Here is an 18,777-nt window from a genome sequence, read left to right on the forward strand (position 1 = left end):
TCCAGGTGGCGCTGCCGATTCGAGTGATGGGCATATCCGACTGTCGCCAAGGTGACCCCCCCCAAAAAAACCCAGGCGATTAGCGCCCAGATTTTTTTACTGCTCACCTTTTTTTACAAAACACCATTTTCAAAAGATTTTTTTACACCCCTCGGCCATCCCGCAACATCAGATTCAACTCATCCACCACCTCCGCCCAATCCGCATCGTCCAAGATTTCCTCACGCAAAAATGCTTTCTGGCTGTCTGTCCAGAAAAACGCCTCTGCCAACTTCAAATCCGGCTTGAGTGGTGAGTGGGCGGTCACAAACTGATCAATACTGACCGGGTCATCCGGCAGTCCAAGCTGTTTGAACAGTGACGGCAAGCTGTGCACGGGCGATTCCATGGTGGGCTCCTGAGAAGATGAATGCCCAGAGTCTAGTTCAGGCGCCAGCCAGGCCAGTAATCGCTCGACGCCCTGTTTCACCGACAGCACGCCGGTGTCCAACACCAGCGATGCCAGGGGCGGCGGTTCATAGGGGGAGCCGATGCCGGTAAACCCCGGCAACTCGCCCTTACGCGCACGGGCGTAGTGCCCCTTGGGGTCGCGGCCTTCGCACACTGCCAGCGAGGCGCTGCACCACACTTCGCGATAATCGTCACCGAGGCGTTCGGCAAACACCGCGCGCAGGTCCGTCAGTGGCGCAATCATTGCCAGGATCACAATCTGCCCGTTATCCACCAGCAGCGCCGCCAGTTCGCTGGCGCGGCGGATGTTTTCCAGGCGGTCCTTATCGGAAAACCCCAGGTCTCGATTGAGCCCGCCGCGCAGGGTATCGCCGTCGAGTACCAGGGTCTGTCGGCCCTGTTCGAACAAGGCGGCTTGCAGGCCCTGGGCCAAGGTGGACTTACCCGACGCCGGCAGGCCGGTGAGCAGGATCGCCACGCCGCGATGCCCATTGCGGGCTTCGCGGTGACGGCGCGTGATGCTCGCCGTCGGCGCTACCAGGTTATTGAGCGACGGCACGGGGCACTGGTGCAGCGATATTGCCCGCCGCCCAAGCCGATTCGCGGCTGGCCAGGGCGCTGGCGATGCTTTGCACGCGGTCGGAGTCCAGTTGCTCCGGCAGCGGGTCGAGACCGGCGCTGGCGAAGATCTGCCCGTAGGCGTTGCGCAGATCGGCGTAGGCCAGGTCGCGGCGCAGGTCGGCCTGCAAGGTGTTGAGTTCACCCTGGATCAGGTCCAGCTCACCGATCCCGGCGGCCTCATGACGGTTGCGCAATTGACCGAGGATTTGCCCGTCGATATCGGCAAGTTGTTCGCTGGTTTTGAACTGGCGCACCGCGTCCTGAAAGTTGGCGTTGGCCACGTAGAGTTGCGCGAGCACGGCAATCGACATCGCCTGGCGCCGGGCGGTGGCGACTTCTTCACCGGCCTTGGCCACGTCGATGGCCGCCGGGGCGGAGATCACATTGAACAGGTTCCAGGTGACCTTGGCGCCGTAGTCGGCCCAGCGGTTGTCCACTAGAAACGAGTTGCTGTCGTAATGCCCGCCGGCCGAAAACTCCAGCCCCGGCAGCAAGCGCAGCATGGCTTTACGGGTTTCGGCGGCGCTGATGCGGGTCTGGTAATCCTGCTCGCGCAGTTCCGGGCGGTTGGCCAGGGCTTCCTGCTCCAGGCTGGCCAGGTTCACCTTGAGCTGAGGAACGCTGTAGTCATCGGGCGTGGCCAGTTTCAACTCAGTGCCCATGGGCAGATTGATCAGGGTCGACAGCTCGGTCTTGGCCAACGACAGGGCCCGGCGTTGCTCTTGCAACTGGCGTGTGGCTTCGATCAACGCACGCTGATAGCCGAGCGCCTGGACCGGGTCGCCGATACGCTGTTCGCTCATGCTCTGGCTATTGGCCTGGGCCTGGTCGACACGGGTCATGAGGCTGTCGATCTGGGTCAGCAGACGCTCGGCGGCCACCGCGCGCCAGTAGGCGGAACGCACGTCCTGCACGATGGTGTTGATCACCTTGCGTCGACGTTCCTGGATGATCAGGCGCTGATCGCCCTGCTGCTTGGCGCTGATGTAACTCACGCCGAAGTCGAGCACGTTCCACACCATGGTCAGGTCGGCCACGCGACGGTCGCGGTCCTGGGAGGTCGAGGGTTCCAGGGACTGGGTGCCGGTGAGCACACTCTGGCTGCTGGAGGCGTTGGTGTTGTTACGCCCGGCATAGCCAGCGGACAGGGCCATGCGCGGCAGCATGTCGAAACTGGACAGGTCGGATTGACGCTTGGCCAGCGCCTCTTCCATCACCTTCAAACGGCCTTCGAGGTTGTACTTGACCGCGCGAGCCATGGCCTCGTGCAGGGTCAGCGGGCCGCTCAACGGTTCCTGATCCTTGTACATGCCGTGTAGATCGCTGCGCGCGCGTTGCTCGCTGACGCTGCGCTCGATGGGGTCACTGGTGACTGCGCACCCGCTGACAACCAACGCCAGCAGACTCATTCCGAATAACTTCTGACCTCTATTCATCCCTGACTTGCCCCTGACTGCGGTTCTTTTCTTGAAGTTTTCAAGCCTGCACTTCGCTGATGCCGGCCTGTCGTAAAGCCATCGCCAGGTTATCGACCTGACGCTGCTCGGTGTCTTTGAGGTGCTGCAGTTGCTGACCCAGCGTCGGCGCGCCGAACAGGCCGCGCAGCCCTTGGGTAAGGTCTCGACTCTGCATTGATTGGCTGCCGAAAGTGTTCAAGGAATGGTCCTCGGAACCGGCGTCGCGGTTGAACACACCCGACAACGTGCTGCTGCCGAATACCCCACCATCGCCCCCACCAAACCCCAGGAAACCTTGGCCCGAGCCATCGCCGGCGGTGTCGTTGCCGAACACCTGGGCGATATAGCTCGGTGCCAACTGGCCCCGGCTGATGAAAATACTGCCGATCGGTTTGAGGTCACCGCCAACGTCCCGCTGCTCGAACAGCGGCGGGAAGCCCAGCGGCGAGCCGAGATCGCCCCTGGGTGGCGCAATGACGACCGGTTGTAACGGCACCTCGGATGGCGCAACCACCGTCACAGGGTCTGCGGTGAGGAAGTCCGGCGGCGGTTTCACATCGTTGGGTACCACGGTATCGATCGCATAGTTGTTGGACACGGCCACGCTTACCCCGGCGTTGCCCGCCAGGTCAGTGAGGTTGGCGGTGTCCAGGGCGATAAAGTTGCTCGGATCGGTAAGGTTGGCGGTCGGCGTGAATGTCGCGGTCCAGGTCAGACCACCGTCGCTGCTGACCAGATTGGTCAACTCCCCATTGGTGACACTCAGGTCCGACAGGTCGAAATTACTTACCGCCTCGCTGAAGGTGATGACGACCTGCGTTGTCTCGCCTACTGTCAGGTTCGGATCGGCAACCACGATGGTTGCGGTTGGCCGGGTGGCGTCGAGGGCATAGTTGCTGGAGATCGCAATACCCGCCCCGACATTGCCGGCCAGGTCCTGGACAGTACTTGCGTCCAGCAGGATCAGGTTAGTGGCATCGCTGACGCCCGCCGTGGGCGTCAAGGTGGCCGTCCAGGTCAGGCCGCCGTCAGTGCTGGCGAGGTCGGACAGCACAGCATTGGCCACACTCAAATCCGACAGATCGAAACCGCTGACCGCCTCGGTAAAGCGGATGGTCACGACAGTGGTCTGGCCGATGCCCAGGCGGGTGTCACCCAGGGTAATCGTCGCGCCAGGGCGCACTGTATCGATCGCAAAACTGTTGGAGTTCACCGTACCGCTACCTGCATTGCCTGAGACGTTGACCACGCCACTGGTATCCAGGCTGATCAGGTTGCTGGTGTCGGTGATGCCCGCGTTCGGGGTGAAGGTTGCCGTCCAAGTCACACCGCCATCGGAGGATGAGACGGCGCTGAGAGTACCGTTATTCACCAGCAGATCGGCATTGTCGAAACCACTGACCGCTTCCGAGAAAGTGATGGTTACCAGGGAGGTCTCACCGACCTTGAGTGCGCTGTCGGCCACCACCACCGTCGCCGTCGGCACCCGTGTTTCGATCATAAAGTTGGCCGAGTCGGTGGCGCCTGCCCCTGTGTTGCCGGCGGCGTCGCTCACGCCGGTGTTATCCAAGGTGATCAGGTTGGTGGTGTCGGAGACGCCTGGGTCCGGGGTAAACGTCGCGGTCCAGGTCAGGCCGCCATCGCTGCTGCTGACGGCGCTCAAGCTGCCGTTGACGATGGTCAGGTCGGAATTGTCGAAGCCACTGACGGCCTCGCTGAAGGTGATCGTCACCTGCGCGGTCTCGCCTGGTCTCAATGTCGAATCGCTGAGCACGATGGTAGCGCTCGGGCGCTGGGTATCGAGGGCGTAGTTGTTGGAATCGGTGGTGCCGCTGCCAACGTTGCCGGCCAGGTCGGCGATGCCGCCGTTGGTCAGGGTGATGACATTGCTGGTATCGCTGACGCCTGCCGACGGGGTCAAGGTCGCGGTCCAAGTGATGCCACCATCATTGCTGCTCAGCCCGCTGAGAGTGCCGTTGGCCACGTTCAGGTCAGCATTGGAGAAGCCGACGATGGCCTCGCTGAAGGTGATCGTCACCAGTGAGGTTTCGCCGACGGCCAAGGCTGTATCGGCCACCACGATGGTCGCGGTAGGGCGCACCGTATCGACCACGTAGTTGTTGGAGTCGGTGGTGCCGACGCCGGCATTGCCAGCGCCGTTGATCAAGCCGGTATTGTCCAACGTGATCACGTTGCTGCTATCGGAAATGCTCGCGCTCGGGGTAAACGTCGCTGTCCAGGTCACGCCGCCATCGCTGCTGCTGACAGTGCTCAGGGTGCCGTTGTTGATCGTCAGGTCGGCGTTATCGAAACCACTCACTGCCGAGTTGAAGGTGATGGTTACCAGGCTCGTCTGGCCGATCCCCAGCGTAGTATCGGCGACCACGATAGTCGCGGTCGGTACGTTAGTGTCGATCTGGTAGTTATTGGAGTTGGTTGTGCCGCTGCCGGTATTGCCCGCAGCATCCGAGACACCGGTGTTGTTCAGCACGATGACGTTGGAGGTGTCGCTGACGCCCAGGTTCGGGGTGAACGTAGCGGTCCAGGTGATACCGCCATCGCTGCTGCTGACGGCGCTGAGGGTGCCGTTGGCCACACTCAGGTCAGAATTGTCGAACCCAGTGACCGCCTCACTGAAGGTGATGGTCACCAGCGAGGTTTCGCCGACGCTCAGTGCGGTGTCAGCGACCACGATGGTCGCGGTGGGGCGCAGCGTGTCGACGGTGTAGTTGTTGGAATCGGTGGTACCACTGCCGGCATTACCGGCGCCGTCCGTCACGCCAGTGTTATCCAAGGTGATCAGGTTGGTGGTATCGCTGACGCCCACGCTCGGGGTGAAGGTCGCGGTATAAGTGATGTTGTCGCTGGTGCTCAGCCCGCTCAGGCTGCCGTTGGTAACTGTCAGGTCCGCCAGCGTAAAGCCAGTCACCGCCTCGCTGAAGGTGATGGTCACCACCGAGGTTTCGCCCAAAGCAACAGCGCTGTCGGCGATGACCACGGTGGCGGTGGGGCGCACAGTATCGATGGCATAGTTGTTGGAGTCGGTGGTGCCGCTACCGGCGTTACCGGCGGCATCAGACACACCAGTGTTATCCAGAGTGATCAGATTAGTGCTGTCGCTGATGCTGGCGTTCGGGGTAAGGGTTGCGGTCCAGGTGATGCCGCCGTCACCGCTGCTCAGCCCGGTCAGAGTGCCGTTGGCGACCGTCAGATCGGCACTGGTAAAACCGCTCACCGCTTCGCTGAAGGTAATGGTCACCAGGGAAGTTTCGCCGATCCTCAAGCCGTTATCAGAGACGACGATCGTGGCGGTTGGGCGCGCGGTGTCGACGGCATAGTTGTTGGAACTGGTGGTACCGCTGCCAGAGTTGCCGGCCAGATCGAGCACGCCGGTGTTGGCCAGGACAATCAGGTTGGTGGCATCCGTGATGCTGGCGCTAGGGGTCAACGTGGCGGTCCAGGTGATACCGCCATCGCTGCTGCTCAGTCCGCTCAGGGCACCATTGGCGACAGCCAGATCAGCCAGGGTGAAACCGCTCACGGCTTCGCTGAAGGTGATCGTCACCTGGGACGTTTCGCCGATGGACAGCGCGTTGTCGGCAACCACGATGGTGGCCGTCGGGCGCAGGGTGTCGATGGCGTAATTGTTGGAGTCAGTGGTACCTGTGCCTATGTTGCCAGCGAGATCGCTCACGCCGGTATTGTTCAGGGTGATGAGGTTGGTGGCATCCGTGGCGCTAGCGCTAGGGGTCAGCGTGGCGGTCCAAGTGATGCCCCCGTCGCTGCTGCTCAGCCCGCTCAGTACGCCGTTGGCCACCGTCAGATCGGCGACGGTGAAACCGCTCACGGCTTCGTTGAAGGTGATCGTCACCAGGGACGTTTCACCGATGCTCAATGCCGTGTCGGTCACCACGATCGTGGCGGTCGGCAGTACCGTGTCGATCGCGTAGTTGTTGGAATTGGTAGTGCCGACGCCGGCATTGCCACTCAAGTCCGTGACACCGGCATTGTTCAGGACGACCAGATTGCTGGTATCGCTGATCGCGGTGTCCGGCGTCAGGCTCGCGGTCCAGGTGATACCGCCGTCACTGCTGCTCAGCCCGCTGAGCGTGCCGTTGGCCACGGTCAAATCCGCTGTGGTAAACCCGGTGACGGCCTCGGAAAACGTGATGGTGACCAACGAGGTTTCGCCGCTTCTGAGGGCCGTGTCGGCCACGACGATGGACGCCGTGGGCGCCACGGTGTCGTTGATCACGTAATTGTTCGAATCGGTGGTACCGACGCCGGCGTTACCGGCCAGGTCCGCCACACCGGTGTTGTTCAAAGTGATGATGTTGGTGGTATCGGCAATATTGCTGGCTGCGGTCAGCGTGCCGGTCCAGGTGATGCCACCATCGCCGCTGGTCAACAGGCCAACGGTGCCGTTCTGCACGGTCAGGTCGGCTGCGGTCAGCCCTGTCACCGCCTCGGAGAAGGTGATGGTCACCAACGACGTAGCGCCGGAGTTCAGGTTGGTGTTTGCCACCACGACTGTAGCGGTTGGCGGCGTCTCGTCCGGTACATAGTTGGTGACGAGGGTGCCGCCATCGTTGTAGACGTTGCTCACCGACGCCGGGGAGACACCGGCAGTGCCTGCGCTCGTGCCCCCCGTGCCACTGCCACCGACATTGCCACTCAACGCCGCGAAATTGGCGGCGGTGAAAAGGATCGCGCCCTTGTTCCAGATAGCCCCGACCCCGACCCCACCGGCGCCGCCATTTTGGGTATAACCGCCGCCCGCACCGCCGCCACCGCCACCGCCGCCCGCGCCAATGTTATTGGAGATGACCGAATTGCCGATGACCCGCAGGGTGGCGCCCGTGTCGTTATAGATACCACCAACCGCACCACCTCCGGCACCACCGATATCGTTATAGCCATCACCGCCGCCACCGCCGCCGATGGACAGCCCGGCGCTGGAGGCCGTGCCGCCGGAGGAACCGGTGCTGTAGCCCGCATAGACGGCGCCGCCGGCACCGCCGGTCGTGCTGCCACCACGGCCACCGATATTGAAGAAACCGCCACCGGCACCGCCCTGGTTGGCTGAGCCGTTGGAGCCTGAGGAGTTGAGTGTGTCGCCGCCACGACCGCCGATCCCGCCGCCGAGGGCGCCACCGCCGCCACCACCACCGCCGGCATATTCCGGTGTCACCCCACCACCCCCACCACCGCCCGCCGCCACGTTGGCGGTGACCGTGACGTTACGCAGGGTCAGGGTGCCGGCGTTGTAGATCCCTCCCCCCTTGGCCACCAGCGCATCGTCGCCGCCGTTACCGCCGTTGCCAGACACCACGCCGCGGGTAATCACCAAGCCGTCGAGGGTCGCCGTGGTGCCGGCCGTCACGTTGATGATTTGGGTTCGGAACTGCCCATCCAGGGTGACATCGGCAACGTTGTCGTCATTGATGTCTCCATCGATCGTGATGTTCTTATTGACCACCAGCACCTGGGTCAGCGCAACGGTCATGCTGTTATTGAAAGTGACGATGTCGCCGTTCTGCGCGGAAGCCAGGGCGCTGCGTAGGGAGCCCACGCCCGCGTTTTGATTGTTGGTTGCGGTCCAGGTGGCCAGGCCCCATTGGTACTCACTCATGGCCTTGCTCGACAGCGCGCTGGTGCTTTCGATGGTGCCGGTGGCAATTTCCAGATCCCAATCGCCGCCCAGGCCCGTGCGGTCATTGGAAGCGGCTACGTCGCGGCCGGTCAACTGCGCCAGCGAATCCACCAGGCTCAATCCACGCTCGCCTTCGGCGGTATAGCAGCCGTAGATGAGGATATCCCCTCCGGCGTTCATGTCCTGACCGATCTGCGCCAGCACTTCGCTGCGTGCCTGTACGTTATCGGCCGAGAGATAGCTGTTGCCCAGCCACAAATCACCGGCATTACCGTGGGCGATGATCTGGACGGAGCTGATACCCTGGTGTGAATCCAGGTAATCGGCAATTTGCTGCAGACCGTCCTTGCCGCCGTCCAGTTGCACCACTTGGGTGCCCGGCGCCACGCCTTCGAGCAGGCTGGCGAAATCCTTGACCCGGGAATCGACGAACACCACGCTCTTGCCGGGCGCCGCAGCCTGGGTGGCAGCGACCTGGCCCTGAGGCGCATGGCTGTCGGCGGGCCCGTCCGCAGTGGGGGGCTTGGCCGCTTCGGCCGGCGCATGCGCGTCCGGCTGCGCCGCCTCGGCCACGGTCGCCGCCACCGCACCGTCGAACAGCATTCGCGGTTCCAGGGACATGATCATTGGCGATGCCAGGGCCTTAGAAGCCTCGGTTACCCGCGATTTGCCTTTGCTCCACCACATGACGATCACCCGAACTCGAACTGCTACAACACGCCAATAGAAAAAACCGCAATCAGCCGATCGCGGCGTCGCTTTTCATACGAATGACATTGGCCGCACTGGCAGAACCATCACGCCAGAACGACAACTGCGCAAACTTTTCAAACAGGTCCGGCGGCAACAGCGTGCGCCGCGACTGGGGGGCCACCCTGGGCTTGACCTTGTGCAGGCCGGCAACGCCCAACGCCTGGTCGAAGGCCGGGGCGTCGTAGGTCAGGTGATTGAAATCGTGTTCGAACCAAGGCTCGTCGATGAACGCATATACCAACCGCATCACGCGCTCCGGGGCTTGGGTCAGCAAGTCATAGTCAACGATCAGCAAGGACTCGGCGTTGTCGCCGTAATACGCTTCTTTGAGCGCGGTCCAGGCAAACCCCACCAGGCGATTGCGCTGGGCCAGGGTTTCGCAGCGGCTGTAGACGGTGTTGCGCTCATCATCGTCGTTGAACAGCTTGGTGTTCTCGAACGGATTGGCGCGGTAGAGGCGCTCCAGACTGTCGAGCACCCAGGCGACATTGCGCACACAGGCGATGGTCTTGGCCTGGGGAAACAGATCCTGCAAGGCCGGCAAGCGCGCGCACCAATGCCGGTTGGTATCGAAAATAACGGGCTTGTCGGCCTTATCGGCGTAATAGGAATCGAACAGGCCGCGCAGCAGCCGGCGGCGCAGATCGGTGTCGATCACCGAACCAAATTCGCTGCCGGCGCTGCACTGCTGCAGCACGCTGCTAAAGAGCGAACCTACCGGGCTGGTCATACCGGCATGAAACCGCGGGTTCTGCAGCAAAATCGCAGAAAGCAGGGTCGAGCCTGAGCGCGGAAGACCGGAAATAAAATGAAACTGCGGCAATCCCTTCACCAGTCATAAAGTCCTTTTTGTGAGGCCAAGCGTAGCCGAGGAAAAATACTCCGCCTAGTAGTACTTTGATATCAACCCACCCTGAATGAGAAAAAGAGATGGATGGTATTGCCTGATCGAGAACTGAATGGATTAAGCCAACCAAACCTACTTTTCGATGTCTTGGTTTCGGCAGAATCAAATGATCCCGTCTACGCTCAGCCATGCGTAACCAGGCCAGGGAATGAAGGCGTCGGGCTGATCGCGGACGGCTTGCTTGTACCTGCCAGGTGGCGTCAGACCAATGACCTGAGGGATGAGGAAGTTATGGAAGTATTCATGGGCACTATCCAACCGTTCGCCTTTAATTTCGCACCCCGAGGCTGGGCGCTGTGCAATGGGCAGACGATCAGCATTTCCCAATATTCGGCGCTGTTTGCATTGCTGGGGATCAACTTCGGAGGCAACGGCCAGTCCACCTTTATGCTCCCCAACCTGCAAGGGCGCCTGCCTTTAGGGATGGGCACCGGGCTGGGCCTGACACAGAGGACCATCGGCGACACGGCTGGCAGCGAGAACGTCAGCGCAACACTGTCCAACTTGCCTGCACACACCCATACGCTCACGGGCGTCACCGCCTCGACCACCCTGCAATTGGCCAACCCGGCCAGCAATCCCGTAAACGCGCCGACATCCACCAACTCATTCATTGGCACCTCGGGTACCGGGCCGGGCTCGGCGGCGATCTATTCAGATCAGTTGGGTGCCTCGCCAGTGCCGCTGCAAGGCGTGACCACCACCGTCAGCGGCACGGTGTCGCCTTCTGGAGGCGGCACACCGATGGCGGTCATGAACCCATACCTGGCCGTCAACTTCAGCATTGCTCTTGAAGGGATTTTCCCTCCCCACGACTGATGATCCGCCAGAGGGCTGCGGCCCTCTGGCCTTGTGGAGTGTCGATATGCTGCAAAAGGTTCATAGCCACCATTTTCAAGCGCTGCTGGGTCAGACCCGAAGCCTGACCCTGCCGGACGGTCACCGTCTGGAAGTGCGCATTGAGCACTTGGAAGAAACCCCCAAAGCTAAAATGCCCGACACCGAGCGCATGCCGTTCAATGTGCAACTCAACAGCCTGGAAGACACGGCCTTCGTGGACGGACTGTGCGATCTGGACATCCCCGAGCTGGGAAGACTGGAAGGCGTTTTCGTATCCCGCGTACCGGCCGCGGGACGGAACCCGTCGCGGGGTTATTTCTGCATCACGTTCAATTGAACCCGAGCGGTTGGCGGCCGCTCAGAGACTTTTCGGATACCAGACCAACCGCTCTGCCGCCGGGTTCTGCTCCTGCACCTCGAAGCCCAGCGCCAGATAGTGCTGGCGCGCATGGGGGTTGCTGGCCCAGACCACGGTCGAAACCGGGCAGCGGATCTGTTGCGCAGCCTTCTGCACCCCGTGCAGAACCGCCCGACCATATCCGCGCCCACGAGCCTGGGGGATAAATGCCAGGTACAAGACCCGGATTTCATGGGCGCCAAAATCCGTGCTCAAGGCGCCGATAGCGGTGCCGAGCTTTTCCACGACGTAATGCATGGCATCGGGAAAATGCTCGCCCAGCCCTCGCTCCTGCACCTGGAATTGCTGCGCGATCATCTGCTGCCGTTGCTCGGGCTCACCGTCGACCCATTGCAGATCCGGGCGCGCCGCCTGATAGAGCGCTTGCAAAAACCCAGCATCGCTGACCCTTGAGGGCCGCACCACCAATCCTTCAGCCGTGACTGCATCCATATCGATTCCTTAAAAGCCGCTTTCCCTGACACCCAGCGCCGCCAACCGTCGCCAAGCCGCGCCCAATACCGACTCACCCTGCCCCTGCAGAACCACCGCACCCCGCAGCGGTTGCAGCGGCGCGGCGGTATCGTCAATGGCACTCAAGCGCACGCCGTAGTGCGCCTGCACGGGCTGCGCCCGTTGTTGCGAATCCCGGCGTACGGCAATTGGCCCGTGGTGGTCGGAGGTCAAGGCTTGCTGCTCAATGAAGGCCACACCGTTGGTGTCGATTTCATCCAATTGCACGGCAATGGAGGCGTGCATCGGATCGTCAGCGATAAACCGCCCCTTGGCGCCAGGCGCGACGCGCCACAGCTCGGCCTCGGTCAGGTAGCCGCGCAGCCGCGAATCGGTCTGCACCACCCGCGCCAGCACTTGTGTGGGCGCCAACCAACGGCCCACGGTGAGTTGCGGCAGCAGGTCGCGTACCTGACCGGCATGGGGCGCGCGCAGCAACAGGCGTTCGCGCTGGGCAACCAACCCCCGGTACTCGGCCACCGCTTCGGCCAATTGTTGTTCGATGATGCCGGCATCCGCGGCGGTTTCACTGCGCCCGGCCTGGCGACGCATCTGCAACTGCTGGATCTCGATTTCCCGGCGCACGATGAGCAGACGCGAGGCCATATCCGACGATTCCAGCTCAATCAATACATCGCCCTGAGCCACCGTTTGGCCGTCGTGCACATTGACCTGCCGCACCCGCGCCGCCACCGGTGCATGCAAGGCACTGGCACGCCCGGCCTCGAACATTGCCGGCACTTCCACGGCGCTGCGCCATGGCAGCCACAGCGCCAGCAGCAGCGTCAGCAACACCAGACCGGTCAGCCATACCCTTGGGCCATGGGCCTGTTCGCGGCGGCTCCACCATTGCCGCCATTCTTTGACGATGGGCATCACGATGAACCACATCAATTCCACCATCATCAGGAAAATGCCCAACACCTTGAAAAACAGGTGATACACCGCCAGGGCGATGCCGAAAAACAACGCCGCGCGCCATAACCAGGCACCGTAGCCCCATAGCAACAAACGACGGCGCATCGGCGGCGACCACGGCTCCGGCGCGGCCAGGCCATAGCCGAACAACATTTCACGCAGATGCCAGCGACACAGCGCGAACGCGCGACCCTGAAGGTTATCCACCGCCCAGAAATCGCTGAGCAGGAAGTAGCCATCGAAACGCATAAACGGATTGAGGTTGATGATCAACGTGGTGATCCACGTGGCGCTGGCCAGCATGAACGCCGCCGTGCGCGCCGGCCCGTCCGGCAGCAGCGACCAGGTCAGCAAGGCAACGCACGCCAGCAGCAATTCCGCCAGCACGCCGCCGGCACCGATCAGCAAACGGGCACGCCGATCATTGACCCTCCAGGCATCGCTCACGTCGGTATAAAACATCGGCAACAGCACCATGAACGCCACACCCATGCTCTGCACGCGACAACCAGCGCGCTTGGCCATAAACGCATGGCCGAACTCATGGCACAACTTGGCAAAGAACAAGGCCACCCCAAACGCCAGCGCCCCGCCAAGGCTGAACAGATGCGGAAATGTCGCAACGAACCGCTGCCAATCCCGCGACACCAGGAAAACCCCCAGCCCCAGGACCAGCGGTATGCCGTAGCGCAGCATGCTCGGGCCAAACCGCGCCAACACAGGCCAGGTGCGGTTGAGAAAGGCATCCGGGCGCCACAACGGAATGCGGAAAAACAGGTACTGATGCAGCAGGATTTGCCAAAGGCTCTGGCGCTGGGCGGCGATCTTGAGCGCATAGCTGTCGCGTTGTTGCGCATCCAGGCCGCTGATCAAGTCATGGCCGCGTAAAAACCCCAGCAGTTCTTCCAGGGACTGCGGCGTAAGCGGCAGGCCCGGCTCCCGGTTCGCCGCTTGCAGGACCCGCTCCGGGTCGCCCAGGGACCAATGCCGCAGCATGCGCATGGCCGCCGCGCCGATTTTGAAATAGCGCCCGCGCACCGGGTCGGCCAGGGTCCATTGCGGCGAACCGTCCCGATCCGGCGCCGCTGCCGATAGTTGCAGATCGGCGCGCAGACTCGGCAAGCCCATGCTAGAGACCTACGCTCTGACGCAGGCCGGCCAACGGCCGACGCAGCAGGTACAGCGCCAGCGGGGCGCGGTCGCCGAAAATCTTCGCGGTGCCACGCAGGCCGATACGCGGCGCGGTCGCATCGAAACGTGCATCCAGGCGATAGGCCAATTGACCGGACGCGGTGGGTTGCGCTTCATAGGCCGAACGTTCGAGCCAGGCCACATGCCGATGCAGCGGATCGCTGTCGAGAAACAATGCCACCTGCGCGCCTGGGGCCAAGGCAATCGCGTCGCCCACCGCCAATTCGATCCGCAACTCGGCCTGACTCGGGTCCGCGATTTCCATCAACCGCTCGCCGGTCTGCACCGGTTTGCCCAGCCAGCGTTCGGCATCGGGAAACACGGCAATACCGTCGCGCTCGGCGCGCACTTCGCTGCGTTTGAGCAGTTCGACCGCGTAGTTGCGCTCAGCGCGTTTCTGTTCCACGCGCGCGGCCAGCAGGTCGATCTTCGAACTCGATTCCGCATCGGCGAACGAACGCTGGGAGTGGGTCTTGAGTTCCGCTTCGGCCACACCCAAGGCCCGCTCGGCCACATCGGCCTGGGCCTTGAGGCTGGTGCTTTCGAAGCGCAGCAAAAGGTCGCCGCTTTTGACGGTTTGGTTGGGTTTGACCAGAAACTCGGCGATCACACCGTCCAACGGTGCGGCGACCACTTGCCCGCCCAGCGGCACCACTTCGGCCGGGGCCAGTACCGATTGGCGTACCGGTATCAGCAAGCCCAACAACAGCAGCGCCACCAGCGCCACCCGCCATTTGCGCGACCAGCGCAAGCGCCATGGCTTGCGCGGTTGCAGCGCCAGCCAGGCATGGCTGTAGGTATCGCCCAATTGCGACAACAGGACTTGTTCGGGGTTACTCCACGGAAGGTCGCGGGCCAGCCATAACCCTCCGAACACTTGGCCCTGATGATCGATCAACGGCAACCAGAACACCTGACCGGCCGACAGGCTTTGCCAGTCCGCCCGAATGGCTTCGCTTACCTCATCGGCGTCGATCACCCGTGCCTGATTCAAACGGCCCTGCTTGAACAACGACGCCACGGCCTGCTCGACGAACGCCACGAACGGCGCATTCGGCTCCACCGCGCTCACACCGGTGACAGCTTGGACTTTGCCGGCAATCAATAAAGCGGCATGGCGAAACCCGAACAGTGCCTGACCGTCATTGACCAGGCTGTAGCTCAGTTGCGCCGGCGTTCGCGCGGCACGGGTCTGGCGCTCCAGGTCGAGGAAGCGCGCGAACACCTGCTCGGTGTTGCCTTTGAACGGCGCGTTCACTGGGGTTCTACGAAACGCGCGGTACCGCTCATGCCGGACAGCAGCCCACCGGCATCCGGCACGCTCGCCACCAGCAACAGCGTCTGACTCCCCTCATCGATGCGTGCCCCCAAACGCTTGACCGTCGCTTGTAGCGACTTGCCAGTTTCATCCGGCGTAAAGCTGAACGTCTGCCCCGGCTTGAGCTTGCCCATCCAGCGCGACGGCACCAATAGGTGAATTTCCAGGCTGCGGTTATCGACGATTTCCAGCAGCGGCGCGCCGGCCGAGACGCTTTCATAGCGTTGCACTTTGCGCTGCACCACTTGACCGTCATACGGCGCCAGCACATTGCAGCGTTTGACTTGTACCTGGTAGACCTGGGACTGGGCCTGGGTCTCGCTCAACCGCGCTTCGGCGCGGGCCACTTCAAAGCGTCCGACTGAATTGAGCGCCGCCAACTGTTTGTTGTGCGCCAGTTCTTCCCCGGCACCACGGCTGGCGGCTTGGGCGGCGTTCAATTGGGCCTGGTAGGCCGAACAATCGAAACGCGCCAGGGTGTCGCCTTTTTTGAACGTCTCACCCTCGCTGAACGGCAACTCGACGATGCGCCCGGACAGCTCACTGGCCAGCATCGCCTGGTCGCGGGCACGCAACACGCCCCGCGCTTCGCTGTCGGCACTGGCGGTGGTCGCAGGCGAATGATCCAACAACGGGTCTTCGGCCATGGCCAGCTGAGCCACGCCCAATATGCCGATAAAACCCAACGCCCATCCATGCAATTGCTTCATATGGTCGACTCCCTGACGATGACCGCAGTCTAAGTCAGCGAAATTAAATTGCCACTACCCCCAATCGGACAAATCGGCAAATTGTGTAGGCAGTCACCAAAGCAATTGTCAGATCAAGCTATGATTGCGCCCCTCCAAGCACCAGGATCAAGGACACCTCATGCGCATCGGTTTTTTGTCACCTCTGGCACTGGCCCTGCTGGCCGGTCTCTCCGTGCAGGCCCAGGCCAGCTCCGACGATTCGTGCTACCCCGACTTGCGTGTTTCCCGCGACACCCTCGACCCGTGTAGCAACCAGCCTTTCCTCAGCCCTGGCAACGACAGCCGGGTCAACCTGCGCCTGCTGCTGGCCGACAAGAAAAATACGGGCCTGACGCCCAATGCCTTGAGCGAAGATGACCTGGCTGAGGGGTTCGGCCCTGTGCCGTTCCCGGTGTATCGCCTGACGCTGCTCGGCAGCTCGGACACTGAACCGGATGACGGCGCAGACACATCGTCCACTGCCGAACTGGACAACCTGCTGCAACCCCTGGGCATCAAGCGCGAGGACTACACCACCGCCGGCGAGGCGTTTGTCACGGGCGAGGGCAGCCGTTGCCGCAGCAACGACGACGACAGTGCCACCGCGTTTGTGCGCCAAGTGGTCAAGGCCGATATGCCGGCCGCCGAACGCGAGCTGCTGGTCAAAGCCCGCCTGCAACTGCTCACCACCTGCGAGTGGGACGGCCCGGTCGTGGCGAATGCGCAGCAACTGCAATCGACCGACGGCCAGCAGCTGTACACCTACCTGCAAGCCGCCGCCGATTTTTATAGCGGCCGTTTTGCCGAAGCCGAGCGCGGCTTCAGTGCCGCTCGCAGCAGTGCCCTGCCCTGGCTCAAGGAAGCCGCGCTGTACATGACCGCCCGCACTGCGCTGAACCAGGCCCAGGCAGACGCGTACGATGCCGACGGCGTGCCGACTCTGGCGCGTGTGGATAAGTCGGCGCTGGCCAATGCCGAGCAAGCCTTCGATAGCTACCTGAGTACTTATCCACAAGGCGATTACAGCGCCTCCGCGCGCGGCCTGCTGCGGCGGGTCTACTGGTTGGCCGATGACGGCAGCAAACTGGCCGAGGCGTACGCCTGGAGCCTCACGCAAGCCAGCGACGCGCAGCGCAATGTGTCCGAGGATGAGCTGGTGGAAGAGGCTGACCTCAAGTTGTTGATGGTCAACAGCCAGCCAGTGAAGACGCCGATGATCCAACTGGTCAGTGATCTGATGGTGATGCGCGGCGGCAACCAGCCGACCTTGTCCCGCGCAGACCTGGAGAAGCAAAAGGCACTGTTTGCCAGCGAACCCGAACTCTACGATTACCTGCTGGCGGTGTGTGCGCTGTACATCGAGCACCAGCCGGATGCCGCGCTGAAGCAGCTGCCGCAAAGTGTGCCGTCGAGCCTGAATTACTTCGCCTTCAGCCAACAGACCCTGCGTGCCCTGGCGCTGGAAGCCAAGCAAGATTGGAAAGGCGCCCAAGCACTTTGGCTGCAATTGCTGCCACTGGCCAAACTGCCGTTGATGCGCGATCAACTGGAATTGGCCCTGGCCATGAACTACGAGCGCAGCGGCCAGTTGGCCGAGGTGTTTGCCGCCGACTCGCCGATCAGCGCCAAGCAAGTGCGCTACAGCCTGTTGCGCAACGTCGCCGGGCCTGAGCTGCTGCGCCAACAGATCGCCCAGGCCAGCGATCCGGTGGAGCGCCAGACTGCGCAATTCGTGTTGCTCTACAAAGACCTGCTGCGCGGCCAGTTCGCCACCTTTGCCGAGGACTTCAAGCAACTGCCGACCCCGGTGCCCGAAGATAAGTTGAGCAGCAGCCTGGGCTATGTCTACAGCGAAGGGCAGACGTTGAAACTGTTCCAGTGGAACGGTGAGAAAGCTGCCTCGGGCTACACCTGCCCGGCCATCGCGCAAACTGCCGCGACCCTGCAAACCGAGGCCAAGAACCCCCAGGCCCTCAACTGCCTCGGCGAGTTCATCCTGCGCAACAACCTGGACGGCATGCCGCTGGAACAAGCACGCGCCGCCGGCAGCCTGGGCAGCACCGCGTCTGACTTCAAAGGGGCCACCTTCTCGCGACTCGACGGTTACAAGCAGGTGATCGGCGACGCCAAGGCGCCGAAGACAGACAAGGCCTATGCGCTGTTCCGCGCCATCAACTGCTACGCGCCGGCCGGCTATAACAGCTGCGGTGGGCAGGACGTTGAACCGGCCGTGCGCAAAGCCTGGTTCCGCCAGCTCAAAAGCGGCTACGCCGACACCCAGTGGGGCAAATCGCTGCAGTACTACTGGTGAAACACCTGTGGCTAGGCTTGCTGATGCTGGCGAGCCCGGCCTTCGGTGCCGTCGACGCCCGCGACTATGACGCCTTCTGGCTGTGGAGCGGCGTCAAGTCCCAAGCGGTGCTCAAGCAGGCCAAGACCCTCTACATCCTGCAGGGCCAGATCAACTCTACCCGCCGCGCCCCCCAGCGCGGCGTGCAGCTGATCGCCCAGGGCATGAGCGTACCGCGCTTGACCCAGGGCGAGGTCTGGGTGGTATACCGCGCCCACACCTTGCGCTGGCCCGAACCGATCTACACCCAGCTGCTCGGCCAGGTGCAACGCTGGCGCGACGCGGGCAACCCGGTAATAGGCATTCAGATCGACTTCGACGCCCGTACCCAATACCTGCACGAATACGCCGACTTTCTGCGCGACCTGCGCCAGCGCCTGCCCGCCGACTTGCGGCTGAGCATCACCGGCCTGATGGACTGGAGCAGCAACGCCGACCCGGCCGCCATCGCCCAGCTCAAAGGCGTGGTGGATGAAGTGGTGGTGCAGACCTATCAAGGCCGCCACAGCATCCCGGATTACGCGGCGTACTTACCGCGGATGAATCGGCTGGGGCTGCCGTTCAAGATCGGCTTGATTCAGGGCGGTGAATGGCAGGCGCCGGGGTATTTGCAGAGCAACGAGTGGTTTCGGGGGTATGTGGTGTTTTTGCAGAATCCTTGAACATCCTTGGAGCGAG

12 protein-coding genes and 1 pseudogene are annotated in these 18,777 nt (G+C 62.5%); 4 read left to right on the forward strand and 9 right to left on the reverse strand.

All coding sequences use genetic code 11. The annotated features are described in order from the left end of the window. Positions 1–142 precede the first annotated feature (142 nt). From K1567_RS15320 to K1567_RS15340, 5 genes and pseudogenes are all read right to left on the reverse strand, one after another. A complete protein-coding gene (locus K1567_RS15320; RefSeq protein ID WP_187697034.1) occupies positions 143–388 on the reverse strand; it encodes a DUF2789 domain-containing protein in 246 nt (81 codons plus the stop codon). 45 nt (positions 389–433) lie between these two features. After that, positions 434–1,009, reverse strand: a pseudogene (gene cysC / locus K1567_RS15325) (adenylyl-sulfate kinase); the annotation flags it as partial. Beyond that, the gene (locus tag K1567_RS15330; RefSeq protein ID WP_034111242.1) at positions 993–2,507 is read right to left on the reverse strand and encodes a TolC family protein; all 1,515 of its coding nucleotides are present in this window, start codon (positions 2,505–2,507) and stop codon (positions 993–995) included. The pseudogene cysC and the gene K1567_RS15330, both read right to left, overlap by 17 nt. Positions 2,508–2,547: 40 nt before the next feature. Continuing rightward, positions 2,548–8,868, reverse strand: coding sequence for an Ig-like domain-containing protein (locus K1567_RS15335; RefSeq protein WP_220698624.1), 6,321 nt, complete (start codon positions 8,866–8,868; stop codon positions 2,548–2,550). 52 nt (positions 8,869–8,920) lie between these two features. Further along, entirely contained in the window at positions 8,921–9,766 is an 846-nt protein-coding gene (locus K1567_RS15340; protein ID WP_034111240.1) for a sulfotransferase, read from the reverse strand. Between the two features lie 306 nt (positions 9,767–10,072). Here K1567_RS15340 and K1567_RS15345 point away from each other — a divergent pair, with 306 nt between their 5' ends. Continuing rightward, complete coding sequence (locus K1567_RS15345; protein ID WP_034111238.1) at positions 10,073–10,660, forward strand: phage tail protein; 588 nt, start codon at positions 10,073–10,075, stop codon at positions 10,658–10,660. A gap of 46 nt (positions 10,661–10,706) precedes the next feature. Beyond that, on the forward strand, positions 10,707–11,018 hold the full coding sequence (locus K1567_RS15350; RefSeq protein ID WP_034111236.1) for a DUF6916 family protein: 312 nt from the start codon (positions 10,707–10,709) through the stop codon (positions 11,016–11,018). Positions 11,019–11,039: 21 nt separating this feature from the next. Here K1567_RS15350 and K1567_RS15355 read toward each other — a convergent pair whose 3' ends face one another. The 4 genes from K1567_RS15355 to K1567_RS15370 are packed head-to-tail and all read right to left on the reverse strand — an operon-like array spanning position 11,040 to position 15,728. Continuing rightward, positions 11,040–11,531 carry a GNAT family N-acetyltransferase gene (locus tag K1567_RS15355; protein WP_034111228.1) on the reverse strand — a complete coding sequence of 164 codons (492 nt, stop codon included), beginning with the start codon at positions 11,529–11,531 and terminating at the stop codon, positions 11,040–11,042. A 9-nt stretch (positions 11,532–11,540) separates the two neighbouring features. Continuing rightward, positions 11,541–13,637, reverse strand: coding sequence for a biotin/lipoyl-binding protein (locus tag K1567_RS15360; RefSeq protein WP_034111226.1), 2,097 nt, complete (start codon positions 13,635–13,637; stop codon positions 11,541–11,543). A 1-nt stretch (position 13,638) separates the two neighbouring features. Next, positions 13,639–14,958 carry an efflux RND transporter periplasmic adaptor subunit gene (locus K1567_RS15365; RefSeq protein ID WP_034111223.1) on the reverse strand — a complete coding sequence of 440 codons (1,320 nt, stop codon included), beginning with the start codon at positions 14,956–14,958 and terminating at the stop codon, positions 13,639–13,641. Further along, on the reverse strand, positions 14,955–15,728 hold the full coding sequence (locus tag K1567_RS15370; RefSeq protein ID WP_094066075.1) for an efflux RND transporter periplasmic adaptor subunit: 774 nt from the start codon (positions 15,726–15,728) through the stop codon (positions 14,955–14,957). Before K1567_RS15370 ends, K1567_RS15365 begins: the two co-directional genes overlap by 4 nt. A 160-nt stretch (positions 15,729–15,888) precedes the next feature. On the opposite strand from K1567_RS15370, the gene K1567_RS15375 reads away from it, so the two are divergent. After that, positions 15,889–18,060: an outer membrane assembly lipoprotein YfiO gene (locus tag K1567_RS15375; protein ID WP_169869035.1), complete on the forward strand. Its 2,172-nt coding sequence runs from the start codon at positions 15,889–15,891 to the stop codon at positions 18,058–18,060. After that, positions 18,057–18,761, forward strand: coding sequence for a DUF3142 domain-containing protein (locus K1567_RS15380; protein ID WP_034136391.1), 705 nt, complete (start codon positions 18,057–18,059; stop codon positions 18,759–18,761). Before K1567_RS15375 ends, K1567_RS15380 begins: the two co-directional genes overlap by 4 nt. Positions 18,762–18,777 lie beyond the last annotated feature (16 nt).

The organism is Pseudomonas sp. S5F11 (genome assembly GCF_019641515.1).
Classification (GTDB): Bacteria; Pseudomonadota; Gammaproteobacteria; order Pseudomonadales; family Pseudomonadaceae; genus Aquipseudomonas; species Aquipseudomonas rhodesiae.

Bases quoted from the DNA above. Each gene is read 5' to 3' on its own strand.
- K1567_RS15320 (WP_187697034.1), bottom strand. From the start codon at position 388: ATGGAATCGCCCGTGCACAGCTTGCCGTCACTGTTCAAACAGCTTGGA.
- K1567_RS15330 (WP_034111242.1), bottom strand. From the start codon at position 2,507: ATGAATAGAGGTCAGAAGTTATTCGGAATGAGTCTGCTGGCGTTGGTT.
- K1567_RS15335 (WP_220698624.1), bottom strand. From the start codon at position 8,868: ATGTGGTGGAGCAAAGGCAAATCGCGGGTAACCGAGGCTTCTAAGGCC.
- K1567_RS15345 (WP_034111238.1), top strand. From the start codon at position 10,073: ATGGAAGTATTCATGGGCACTATCCAACCGTTCGCCTTTAATTTCGCA.
- K1567_RS15350 (WP_034111236.1), top strand. From the start codon at position 10,707: ATGCTGCAAAAGGTTCATAGCCACCATTTTCAAGCGCTGCTGGGTCAG.
- K1567_RS15355 (WP_034111228.1), bottom strand. From the start codon at position 11,531: ATGGATGCAGTCACGGCTGAAGGATTGGTGGTGCGGCCCTCAAGGGTC.
- K1567_RS15360 (WP_034111226.1), bottom strand. From the start codon at position 13,637: ATGGGCTTGCCGAGTCTGCGCGCCGATCTGCAACTATCGGCAGCGGCG.
- K1567_RS15370 (WP_094066075.1), bottom strand. From the start codon at position 15,728: ATGAAGCAATTGCATGGATGGGCGTTGGGTTTTATCGGCATATTGGGC.
- K1567_RS15375 (WP_169869035.1), top strand. From the start codon at position 15,889: ATGCGCATCGGTTTTTTGTCACCTCTGGCACTGGCCCTGCTGGCCGGT.